This window comes from Paractinoplanes atraurantiacus (assembly GCF_900215205.1).
GTDB lineage: Bacteria > Actinomycetota > Actinomycetes > Mycobacteriales > Micromonosporaceae > Actinoplanes > Actinoplanes atraurantiacus.
Map to the genome: position 1 here is coordinate 50,801 of NZ_OBDY01000006.1, position 10,790 is coordinate 61,590.

A 10,790-nucleotide genomic window follows, 5' to 3' on the forward strand; every position below is an offset into this window, starting at 1 on the left:
TCACACCCTCTCGCTGGAGTCGCGGCTGTCCGCCGCCCGGTGGACGACCTGAGGGTCGGCGGCCAGCCGGCGCAGGCCGCGCATGGTCGCGATCCGCACCGCGCCGCGCCGCTTGCCCAGCACCCGGGCGGTGGTGGCGACGTCGAGGCCCGCCACCACCCGCAGCATCACGGCCTCGGCCTGGTCGGTGGGCAGCAGCGCGACCCGGCTCAGCGCCCACGCCGTCTCGTCACCCTCGATCACCTCGGCCGCGGCGTCCGGGCCGGCCGAGCCGGTGTCGACGGTCTCGGCCGGATCCTCGCGGCGCCGGCCGCTGCGGCGCACCTCGTCGATGCCGCGGTGCCGGGCGACGCGGAACAGCCACGCCCGGAAGGCGGCCGGGTCGCCGGTGAACCGGCCGAGGTCGCGGGCGATCTGCAACCAGGTCTCCGACGCCACGTCCTCGGCGGCGTCGCCGGCGAGCACCCGCAGATAGCGCAGCACGGCGGGGTGCAGCGCCCGCCAGAGGACGGCGAAGCCCCGCTCGTCGCCGGCCCGCGCGGCGGTCAGCGCGGCGGCCAGCTCGTCATCCTTCGGCAAATGGCGCACCCCCTCGAGCACAGGAGCATATGCGCCCGCGAATGCGCTGGAATCTGAGCGATTCACGGCCTGTTTTTGTTACTCCTCAGGGCCTTGATAATGCTCACTGCGCGATTCTCGCCATTCGCGTTGAACTCCGCCCGTCCCTCTTTCTACTGTGGGGGCCGATCTGGGGGGATGGATGGGCGGCGGGCGGACCGTGCACCTGGCGGTGAGCGGTGACATCGACATGGACACCGTGGACGGCCTGGCGGCGCTGCTGCGGGAGGCGCTGGCCGGCGAGGACGTCGCCGAGGTCGTGCTGGACCTCGCCGGCGCCGGTTTCTGCGACGCCACCGGCATCCGGGAGCTGGCCACCGCCTACTCCCGGGCGTCGGCCTCCGGCATCCGGCTGCGAGTGACCAATGTGCGGCCGCTGGTGCGCCGGTCGTTGGTGATCACCGGGCTGTACGGCCTGCTCGTCACAGGAGACCGAGGTTGAAGACCTCGAACGAGGCGCCGTAGCGGACGCCCAGGCGGGTGCCGGCCTGGCGGGAGAAGCCCTCGAGGAACTCCTCGGCGTCGAAGGAGCCGGACGTCAGGCCGTTCAGGTACGCGGCGTGGGCCTCCAGCGAGCGGACGCCGAGGTCGAACGTGCCGGTGGTGTCGACGCCGTGGGTGGCGCGCGGCGAGCCGGCCGCCCAGACCTGCCGGGTGGACCACTTCTCGAGGTCGAGGTCGCGGAAGATCCAGCGGTTGGCGGCGTCGCGGGCCGCGTCGAGGACGGCCCGGCCGGTGACTATGTGGTCGGACATGTTGAGGGCCTGGCCGGCCTCGTCCCAGCTCTCGCGGAAGTTGTTCGTGATGATGATGTCGGGGCGGTGGGTGCGGATCACGCGGGTGAGCTCGCGGCGCAGCGGGACGCCGTACTCCAGGACGCCGTCGGGCAGGCCCAGGAAGTCGACCTGCTTGACGCCGACGATGGCGGCCGAGGCGCGCTGTTCCTCCTCGCGGGCGGGGGCGGCGTCGGCCGGGTCCATGCCGTCGATGCCGGCCTCGCCGCTGGTCAGCAGCACGTAGGTGATGTCTTTGCCCTGCGCGGTCCAGCGGGCGATGGCGGCGGCGGTGCCGAACTCGAGGTCGTCGGGGTGCGCGACGATGGCCAGGCCGCGCTGCCAGGACTCGTCGACGGGCTGCAATGAGGTCATGCCCTCAGCCTACGAGGCGGCGCTCCCAGGCCCAGGCGGCGATCTCGACCCGGTTCCGGGTGTTCAGCTTGGTGTGGATGCTGCCCAGGTGGGTCTTGACCGTGCCGACCGAGATGAAGAGCTGAGCCGCGATCTCGGCGTTGGTCAGGCCGCGGGCGGTCAGCTTGACCACTTCCAGCTCGCGGGGCGACAGGCCGCCCTCGTCGGTGGCGGCGGCCGGGGCCGACAGGTGCTCCAGCAGGCGTACGGTGATCGACGGGCTGATCAGCGCGTCCCCGGAGACCGCGGCCCGCACCGCCTCGATCAGCAGGGCCGGGCCGGAGTCTTTGAGCAGGAAGCCGGCGGCGCCGTTGCGCAGCGCCTGGTGGACGTATTCGTCCAGGTCGAACGTGGTGACCACGACGATGCGCAGCGGATCGGCGACGCCGGGGCCGGCCAGCAGGCGCAGGGCCTCGAGGCCGTCCATCTTCGGCATGCGGATGTCGAACAGGGCCACGTCCGGCTTGAGCTTGCGGGCCAGAGCCACCGCCTCGACGCCGTCGGCCGCCTCGCCGACGACCTCCATGTCGGGCTGGGCGCCGATGATCATGCCGAAGCCGGTACGGACCATCGCCTGGTCGTCGGCGATAAGCACGCGAATCAACTGAAGAACCGCCTTTAAGGAATGGGGAAGGCCGCGTCGACCACCCAGCCGCCCTCGATGCCGGGACCGGCGGTGATCCGGCCGCCGACCGCGCGGACCCGTTCGGTGAGGCCCACGAGACCGTACCCCGGGCGATCCCGCGGGGTGGTGGCGCGCGCCGGAACGCCGTCGTTGGCCACCCGCACCAGCAGCCAGTCGGGGGTGCGGCGCACCCAGATGTCGGCCACCTGTGCCCCAGGGGCGTGCTGGCGGACGTTGGTCAGGGCCTCCATCACCACCCGGTAGGCCGAGGTCGACACCTCCACCGGCAGGCCCTCGGCGTCGCCGTCGACGTGGATGCGGGCGGTCGCCCCGCCGGCCGAGTTGAACTGATCGAGCAGCACCGGCAGCTCGCCCAGGCCGGCCACCGGGGCCAGCGGCGCGTCGGGTGACGAGGACGGGTCGCGCAGCACGCCGACCATCCGGCGCATCGAGGCCATCGTCTCGGCGCCGGCCTCCTCGATCTGCTCCAGGGCCAGCAGCACCCGTTTCGGGTCCTGCTCGGCGATGAACCGGGCGCCCTGGGCCTGCACGACGATGCCGGTCACGTGGTGGGCGATGAAGTCGTGCAGGTCGCGGGCGAACTCGGCGCGCTGCTCGGCCCGTACGGCGTCGACTGCCCGCTGCCGCGAGCTCTCCAGGATGCGCAGGTAGATGCCGACGCCGATGGCGGCCGCGCCGGCCAGGGCCTGGATCAGGCCGAAGATGACGAACTCGGCCGACTGGCCGCCGCGCAGCGGCTGGAAGCTGACCGCGGCGCCGACCGTGATGACCGCGGCCACCGCCCAGCCCGGCGAGGCGCGGCGGGCCAGCACGAACAGCACGCCGAGCAGCGCCGTCGACTCGGCCAGGCCCCAGCTGAGGTAGCTGTACTCGTTGCGGTAGCCGAGGACGACCGTCGCGGTCAGCAGCAGCGAGGCCAGGCCGAGCGCCACTGCGACTTTCGGCAGAGCGGTGGACCCCTGTTTGTGCGCGGGCAGCCAGACGATCGCGGCGGCGATCGCCGTCAGCACCTGGACCAGGGCGAGCAGCTCCGAGGTGCGGAGCAGACCCTGGGCGACGTCGAACAACCCGAGCACGGCCATGGCGGCCAGCGCGAGGAACTGCCCGAGGCGCAGCAGGATCAACCGGTTCGTGTTCGTCTGCATCGTGACCCAGCGTAGTTGCAGGTGAGCGCGCCTTCATCGGCCGAAAGACAGATCCGGATCCCTGGCCGCGGGCGGATGTGCCGGGCTGATCAAAAGAACGAGCATTTCCGGCGTCACCAACGACACGACGCCCAGTGGAGATTCCATGCAGACGCCCGTACTCCAAGACACGATGGCGGCCGTCGCCGCGGTCGACCTGACCAAGGTCTACGGCAGCGGCGACACCGCCGTACGGGCCCTGGACGGCGTGACCGTCGGGTTCGCCCGCGCCCAGTTCACCGCGATCATGGGGCCGTCCGGCTCCGGCAAGTCGACGCTCATGCACTGCCTGGCCGGCCTCGACACCGCCACCAGCGGGCAGGCCCTGCTCGGCGGCACCGACCTGACCAAACAGTCCGACAAGGTGCTGACCAAGGTGCGCCGGGAGCGGATCGGCTTCGTCTTCCAGGCGTTCAACCTGCTGCCGCAGCTGACCGCCGCGCAGAACATCACGCTGCCGCTGGAGTTGGCCGGCCGCAAGCCCGACCACCACCTCTACGCGCACCTGACCGAGACGCTCGGCATCGTGTCCCGCCTCGACCACCGGCCCGGCGAGCTCTCCGGCGGCCAGCAACAGCGGGTCGCGCTGGCCCGGGCGCTGGTCTCGCGCCCGGAGGTGGTCTTCGCCGACGAGCCGACCGGCAACCTCGACTCCCGTTCCGGCGCCGAGGTGCTGCTCTTCCTGCGCAACTCGGTGCGTGAGCTCGGCCAGACGATCGTCATGGTCACCCACGATCCGGGCGCGGCCGCCTACGCCGACCGGGTCGTGCTGCTGGCCGACGGCCGGGTGGCCGGCGAGATCGACCGCCCGGACACCGCCAGCGTCACCGACGCGCTGCAGGGTCTGGCGGCCGCCCGATGAGCGTGCTCCGCACCCAGATGCGCGGCGTGCTCCGCCGCCCGGCCCGGCTGCTGCTGACCGGCCTGGCCGTCCTGGTCGTCTCCTTCGTCGTCTACGCGTCGGTGCTGGCCCAGCAGATCACCGAGCGCAGCGTGCTCAACGGCCTCAGCGGCACGCCCGAGGCGGTCGACCTGGTCGTGCAGAACGGTGAGATCACCACGAAGACGGCGGCCGCCATCGGCCAGGTGCCCGGGGTGGCCGAGGCGGTGGCCCGCATCGACGCCGGCGGCACGGTCGGCGCCCGCGACTATCTGCAACTCCAGTCGGATCCCGGCAGTGGTCCGCTGGCGCTGGCCACGGTCAAGCAGGGCCGCTATCCGCAGAAGGCGGGCGAGGTCGCCGTCACCGCGCGCACGGCCGAGCGGATGGGCATGGCCCTCGGCGAGACGGTGAGCGTCCAGCTCCGCTACAGCGAGGACGGCAAACCCCTGGCGCCGACGAAGGTCACGGTGGTCGGCCTGGTCGAGGCCCGCGACGATTACGGTTTCCAGGCGTACGCCCCGACGAGTGCCGTCATCGCGATGACCGGCGCCCAGCAGGTCAACCGGGTCGACGTCCGGTACGCACCAGATGCCGGGGACGTGCAGTCGATCATCGCGCAGAAAACGCCGGGCGCCGAGGTGTCCAGCGGCGACGACGTGCGCCACGAGGAGGCCGAGGCGAAGGCGTCCGGCGTCAACGCGGTCTTCGCGGTCATCGCCATGTTCGTCGCCATCGCCGTGGTCGCGGCCGCCCTCGTCGCCACCTCGACCTTCCGCATCATGTTCGCCCAGCGGATGCGCCAGCTCGCCCTGCTGCGGGCGATCGGCGCCGGACGCGGCTCGATCACCCGGTCGCTGGCCGCCGAGGGCGCGCTGACCGGCCTGGTCACCGGCGTCGCGGGGGTGCTGATCGCGCTCGGCGCGGGCCACCTGATCCCGGTCGTGTCCGGGTGGTTCGGCTTCACGATGTCCTCACCCGGCTTCCCGGTGCCGGCCGCGCTCGGCACGGTCGCGCTGGCCGTGCTGATCACCGTGCTGGCCGTGCTGGCGCCGGCGGCCTCGGCCGCCCGGGTGTCGCCGCTGGAGGCGCTGCGTAGCTCCGGCACGACCGGGGCCCGGCGCGACATCGGCGCCCTGCGCTGGGTCACCGGCCTGGTGCTGGCGGCCGGGGCGGGGCTCGCCGCGGCGTACGTCATCAATGGCCTGCCCGGCCGTGACCCGAAGGACTACGACCCCACGCCGATGCTGTTCGCCGTGGTCGGCTCCGGCGCCCTGGCCTTCTTCGCGCTGGTCGCGCTCGGCCCGGTGCTGGTGCGCCCGGTGCTGGCCCTGCTGGGCGCGCCGATCCGGCGGTCCGGGCCGGTGGGCCGGCTGGCGGCCGGGGGAGTGGGCGCGGCGCCGCGCCGGGCCGCCGCGATCTCGGTCGTGGTCGCCCTCGGCGTCACCCTGATCGCCGGGGCACTGGTCGGCGGGGCGTCGATCCGGGTGCTGGCCGAGCGGGAGGCTGCCGCCTCGGCGCCGGCCGACTACGAGGTGACCGGCGAGGACCAGGCGCCGATGCCGGTGGCGCTGGTCGACAAGCTGCGCGAGCGCAAGGAGCTCAGCCACGTCACGCCGTACCGGCGGATCGAGACGAAGATCGGCAACGTCGAGGGGCTGACCGCTGTCGACCTGGCCATGGGTGCGCTGCCGGAGCTGGGCAAGCTCGACGTGAGCGCCGGATCGGTGAAGGACCTGAAGGCGGGCTCGGCCGTGATCTCGGGCTTCACGGCCGAGACGACCGGCCTCGACGTGGGTGACAAGATCACGCTGCGGGCCGGGAAGAACAGCGGGACGTTCACGATCGCCGCGCGGCTGCCCGACTCCGGGCCGCTGGGCTCGGCTGTCGTGCTCGACCAGGCCGACCTGACGAAGCTGGGCGCGCCCACCACGTACAGCGGGGTCCTGGCCGACGCGGCCGTGACCGGCGAGAAGGGCCGCACCGACGGCAAGCGGGCGATCGACGAGAGCGTGGCCGGCGCGAGCTTCCACACCGAGGTGCTGGCCGATCAGCGCGATCAGATCGACGACCAGCTCACCCTGCTGCTGGTCATCGCGCTCGCGCTGATCGGGCTGACCGTGGCCATCGCGGTGGTCGGCGTCGGCACCACGACCGCTCTGTCGGTGGTCGAGCGGGTCCGCGAGTCCGGGGTGCTGCGCGCGGTCGGCCTGTCGCGGGGTGGCCTGCGGGCCATGCTGACGGCCGAGTCGGCGCTGTACGGGGTGATCGGCGCGGCGATCGGGCTGGCCCTGGGAATTCCGTACGCGATGCTGGCCGTGAAGGCGCTCGGCGTGAACGCGCCCCTGGCCGTGCCGGTGGGGCAGCTCGTGGTGGTCTTCCTGATCCTGGTCGCGCTGACCGCGCTGGCCGGGGTGCTGCCGGCCCGCAAGGCGGCGAAGGTGAGTCCCGTGGCGGCGCTCGGAACAGAGTAGAAAACGGTGCATGGATAACCACTGGCCGTTGTTCGGGCTCCGGCTGGTCCATCGCGACGTCGTGCTGCGGCCGATGCGCGAGCAGGACCTGCCGGAGCTCGCCGCCGTGCTGCCCGGCGACGTCGGGCACGACCCTCGCCTGGCCATGTGGCCCTCGCAGAGCTTCGCCGAGAACGAGCGGCGACTGTTCCGCCAGGGCTACTGGAAGGCCTACGGCACCTGGGAGCCGGCCTCCTGGGTGCTGCATTTCGCCGTCTCGTACGGCGGCCGGCTGGCCGGCGTGCAGACCCTCGAGGGCGAGAACTTCCCGGCGCTGCGCACTGTGGACACCGCGTCGTGGCTGGTGCCCGAGGTGCGGGGGCGCGGCGTCGGCGTCGCGATGCGGGCGGCCGTCCTCGGCTTCGCCTTCGGAAGCCTCGGTGCCGCCGCGGCGATCAGCTCGGCGGCGACGTCCAACGCGGCGTCGCTCGGGGTCTCGAGACATTTGGGGTACGCCGACAACGGCGTCAGCCGAATAGTGGACACCACCGGCGACGTCGTCCAGCTGCGGCACTTCCGCCTCACGGCCGAGCGCTGGCGAGGCGCCGAGGTCACGGTTTCCGGTTTCTATCCGTGCCGACCCTGGTTCGGGATGACCGAATGATCGCTGATTCGGTAGTCTCACGCGGCTCACTGAGAGATCGACGGGGGATCGCGTGGAACGCAAGGTGGCAATTTCGATCGGGGCCGCGGTGGCGGTGCTGGCCGCGGGCGGCGGGATCGCCGCGCTGACGTGGCCGGACAAGGCGCCGCCGGTGCTCGCCTTCGACGAGCCGGCGGCCCAGGCCACGGCGGCGGCCGGCGCGGCGGCGGCGCGCGCCGTGGCGACCGCCGAGCCCAAGCAGGCCCCGGTGCTGCCCAACGCGCCGGTGCGCACGGCCGTGAACAAGGTGCAGCTCGCCGCGTCCTCGTCGGGTCAGGTCGACCTGCCCGAGCAGGCCACCAAGAAGTTCAGCATGGTCACCGTGAGCTGGGCCGACCCGAAGGCCGCGCCCAAGGGCACGGTCGAGGTGCGCACCCGCAGCTCGGCCACCGGCGCCTGGAGCGGCTGGGAGTCGCTCGAGGTGGCCGAGGCCGCGGCCGACCGGCCGTCCGAGGCGGCGCGCGTGCGCGGCCGCACCGAGCCGCTGTGGGCCGGGCCGTCCGACGGTGTGGCCGCCCGCATCCAGGGCGCGACCGCGGCCGGGCTGCCGGCCGGGCTGCGGCTCAACCTGATCGACCCCGACGCCCCGCCCGCCGCCGGCGCCGGCGGCGGCATGCTGGCCGAGCCCTCCACCCCGGCCTCGGCGGCCGCGGCCACGCCGGAGGCCACCGCGAACCCGGTCGTGGCCAAGGCGGCGATGCCGGCGATGGTCACCCGCGCGCAGTGGGGTGCCGACGAGACGACGGTCAAGGCGCCGGCCGAGGTCGCCACCGAGGGCGTCAAGATGGTCTGGGTGCACCACAGCGGCTTCGGCAACAACGAGAGCTGCGCCAACTCGCCGAAGATCATCCGCAGCATCATGGCCGCCGACATCGCCGAGGGCTTCGACGACCTCGGCTACAACTTCATCGTCGACAAGTGCGGCACGCTCTACGAGGGCCGCAAGGGCAGCGCGACCAAGGCTGTCATCGGCGCCCACACGGTCGGCTTCAACACCGCCTCGGCCGGTGTGGCCCTGCTCGGCGACTACACGTCGATCCGCCCGTACGACAACGCGCTCAACAAGATCGCGCAGCTCGCGGCGGCCCGGCTCACCGCGTACGGCTTCGACCCGGCGAGCACGGCCGAGATGACCGAGGGCGTGGACGGCCGCATCTGGCCCAAGGGCTCCACGGTGACCTTCCCGCGCGTCTCCGGCCACAAGGACGGCGAGAAGGTGCCGACCAGCACCGCCAGCTCCGGCTATCTCACCGAGTGCCCCGGCGCCATGATGTACCCGCTGCTCGGCTACATCCGCGGCAAGGCCGCGCTGCAGGGCCTGGCCCTCAAGAACGTGGCCGGCACGGTCTCGGCCGGCATCACGTACGTGAAGAACACCGCGACCGTCAACTGGACCCTGGCCGGCGGCAACGTCAACCGCTTCAACATCCTGCGCGACGGCGCCGTGGTCGCGACCGTGGCCGGCACCGTGCGCACCGCGACCGTGGCCGTCACCCCGGGCACACACACCATCGCGGTCCGGGCCGTGCACGCCAGCGGCATCTACGACACCACCGGGGCCGTGAAGGTCGTCTCGGACGTCGCGCCGCCGACCTTCCCCGGTGCGCCCTCGGTGATGCTGCGCACCGGCACGTACTCGGCGACCTCGGTGCCCGTGTCGGTGGTCTGGCGCTCGGCCGACAACGTCAAGGTGACCGGCCAGGCCGGCAAGACGACCTCGCCCGGCTCGGCCACGCTGGCCGCCACGGCCACCGCGTGGAACACGGCGGTCAAGCCGAACGCCGCGCTGACGTACACGATCACCGCCCGCGACCTCAGCGGCAACAGCCGGGCCGCCGCCGTCACCCGCAAGATCACCCAGGTGCCGGAGACCTCGGCCGGCAAGACCGGCGCCTGGAGCGCCCGGGCCGGCGCGGCCTATCTGGGCGGCAAGGCGCTCGCCTCGAGCGCCAAGAACGCGAAGCTGTCGTGGACGTTCAACGGGCGCTCGGCCGCCCTGACCTTCGCCCGCACCAAGCTGACCGGCGTCGTCTACGTCTACGTGGACGGGGCGAAGGTGGCCACGCTCGACACCAAGGCGGCCACCACCGCCTACCGTCAGACGCTGTACGTCCGCAACATGCCGGCCAAGGTGCACACGGTCTCGATCGTGGTCGCCGGCACGGCGGGACGCCCGCAGGTCATCGCGGACGGCCTCACGTACGCGAACTGATCTTCTCCAGCTCGGCGGCGTCGTCCTCGGAAAGCTCGAGGGCGGCGCCGGCGGCGTTCTCGCGCAGGTGGGCGACGGAGGACGTGCCCGGGATGAGCAGGATGTTCGGCGAGCGCCGCAGCAGCCAGGCCAGGGCGACCGACATCGGCGTCGCCCCCAGCCGGGCCGCCACGGCCGAGAGAGCGTCCGACTGGAGCGGGCTGAAGCCGCCGAGCGGGAAGAACGGCACGTAGGCGACGCCCTGGGCGGCCAGGGTGTCGATCAGCTCGTCGTCGTGGCGGTGGGCCAGGTTGTACATGTTCTGCACGCACACGACGGGCGCGATGGCCTGGGCCTCGGCGACCTGCTCGGCGGTCGCGTTGCTCACGCCGAGATGCCGGATCAGGCCCTGCCGCTGGAGCTCGGCCAGCGTCTCGAAGGCCTCGGCCAGTGAGCCCGGCTGCGGGCCCTCGGCGTCGCCCAGCCGCAGGTTGACCAGGTCGAGCGTGTCCAGGCCGAGGTTCTCCCGGTTGGCGTGGACCTGCCGGCGCAGGCTCTCCGGATCGCGGGCGACCGGCCAGCCGCCCTGTTCGTTCCGGTTCGCGCCGACCTTGGTGACGATGTGCAGGCCGTCCGGGTAGGGGTGCAGGGCCTCGCGGATCAGCTGGTTGGTGACCTGGGGACCGTAGGCGTCGCTGGTGTCGATGTGCGTGATGCCGAGCTCGACCGCCGCGCGCAGGACGGCCAGGGCGCCGTCACGGTCGGCCGGCGGGCCCATCACCCACGGGCCGGCGAGTTGCATGGCGCCGTAGCCGAAGCGGGTGACGGTCAGATCCCCGAGCGTCCAGGTGCCGCCGGGAAGGGAAGTGTTTGACATGCGCTCTACTCTGAGCTGGTAACTCTCTATCGGGAAGTAGGCACCTCAGGG

Annotated in this window: 10 protein-coding genes; 5 read left to right on the forward strand and 5 right to left on the reverse strand. The window is 72.7% G+C overall.

The window, feature by feature from the left end; translation table 11 throughout:
* Window positions 1–579 carry an RNA polymerase sigma factor gene (locus CRP55_RS16160; RefSeq protein ID WP_097321165.1) on the reverse strand — a complete coding sequence of 193 codons (579 nt, stop codon included), beginning with the start codon at window positions 577–579 and terminating at the stop codon, window positions 1–3.
* 157 nt (window positions 580–736) lie between these two features.
* Here CRP55_RS16160 and CRP55_RS16165 point away from each other — a divergent pair, with 157 nt between their 5' ends.
* Window positions 737–1,060, forward strand: coding sequence for an STAS domain-containing protein (locus tag CRP55_RS16165; RefSeq protein WP_143234658.1), 324 nt, complete (start codon window positions 737–739; stop codon window positions 1,058–1,060).
* Here CRP55_RS16165 and CRP55_RS16170 read toward each other — a convergent pair.
* From CRP55_RS16170 to CRP55_RS16180, 3 genes are read right to left on the reverse strand one after another with little or no spacing between them, the layout of a single operon-like run.
* A complete protein-coding gene (locus CRP55_RS16170) occupies window positions 1,041–1,766 on the reverse strand; it encodes a PIG-L deacetylase family protein (RefSeq protein ID WP_097320852.1) in 726 nt (241 codons plus the stop codon). The genes CRP55_RS16165 and CRP55_RS16170 overlap by 20 nt on opposite strands.
* Window positions 1,767–1,770: 4 nt before the next feature.
* The gene (locus tag CRP55_RS16175) at window positions 1,771–2,409 is read right to left on the reverse strand and encodes a response regulator (RefSeq protein WP_097320854.1); all 639 of its coding nucleotides are present in this window, start codon (window positions 2,407–2,409) and stop codon (window positions 1,771–1,773) included.
* A gap of 14 nt (window positions 2,410–2,423) precedes the next feature.
* Window positions 2,424–3,596, reverse strand: a complete 1,173-nt coding sequence (locus CRP55_RS16180) for a sensor histidine kinase (protein ID WP_097320856.1) — start codon at window positions 3,594–3,596, stop codon at window positions 2,424–2,426.
* Between the two features lie 145 nt (window positions 3,597–3,741).
* Between CRP55_RS16180 and CRP55_RS16185 the strand changes: the two genes are divergently transcribed.
* The 4 genes from CRP55_RS16185 to CRP55_RS16200 all read left to right on the forward strand — a co-directional run bounded on the left by CRP55_RS16185 (window position 3,742) and on the right by CRP55_RS16200 (window position 9,883).
* Window positions 3,742–4,497, forward strand: coding sequence for an ABC transporter ATP-binding protein (locus CRP55_RS16185; protein WP_179855205.1), 756 nt, complete (start codon window positions 3,742–3,744; stop codon window positions 4,495–4,497).
* Entirely contained in the window at window positions 4,494–6,989 is a 2,496-nt protein-coding gene (locus CRP55_RS16190; RefSeq protein WP_097320859.1) for an FtsX-like permease family protein, read from the forward strand. Before CRP55_RS16185 ends, CRP55_RS16190 begins: the two co-directional genes overlap by 4 nt.
* 10 nt (window positions 6,990–6,999) lie before the next feature.
* Window positions 7,000–7,632, forward strand: a complete 633-nt coding sequence (locus tag CRP55_RS16195; RefSeq protein WP_097320862.1) for a GNAT family N-acetyltransferase — start codon at window positions 7,000–7,002, stop codon at window positions 7,630–7,632.
* Between the two features lie 64 nt (window positions 7,633–7,696).
* Window positions 7,697–9,883, forward strand: a complete 2,187-nt coding sequence (locus CRP55_RS16200; RefSeq protein ID WP_143234660.1) for an N-acetylmuramoyl-L-alanine amidase — start codon at window positions 7,697–7,699, stop codon at window positions 9,881–9,883.
* On the opposite strand, the gene CRP55_RS16205 is transcribed toward CRP55_RS16200, so the two are convergent.
* Window positions 9,867–10,739 carry an aldo/keto reductase family oxidoreductase gene (locus tag CRP55_RS16205; RefSeq protein WP_097320865.1) on the reverse strand — a complete coding sequence of 291 codons (873 nt, stop codon included), beginning with the start codon at window positions 10,737–10,739 and terminating at the stop codon, window positions 9,867–9,869. The genes CRP55_RS16200 and CRP55_RS16205 overlap by 17 nt on opposite strands.
* Window positions 10,740–10,790: the final 51 nt, after the last annotated feature.

Coding starts and splice junctions, on each gene's coding strand:
- CRP55_RS16180 (WP_097320856.1), bottom strand. CDS start 3,596: ATGCAGACGAACACGAACCGGTTGATCCTGCTGCGCCTCGGGCAGTTC.
- CRP55_RS16185 (WP_179855205.1), top strand. CDS start 3,742: ATGCAGACGCCCGTACTCCAAGACACGATGGCGGCCGTCGCCGCGGTC.
- CRP55_RS16205 (WP_097320865.1), bottom strand. CDS start 10,739: ATGTCAAACACTTCCCTTCCCGGCGGCACCTGGACGCTCGGGGATCTG.
- CRP55_RS16190 (WP_097320859.1), top strand. CDS start 4,494: ATGAGCGTGCTCCGCACCCAGATGCGCGGCGTGCTCCGCCGCCCGGCC.
- CRP55_RS16195 (WP_097320862.1), top strand. CDS start 7,000: ATGGATAACCACTGGCCGTTGTTCGGGCTCCGGCTGGTCCATCGCGAC.
- CRP55_RS16170 (WP_097320852.1), bottom strand. CDS start 1,766: ATGACCTCATTGCAGCCCGTCGACGAGTCCTGGCAGCGCGGCCTGGCC.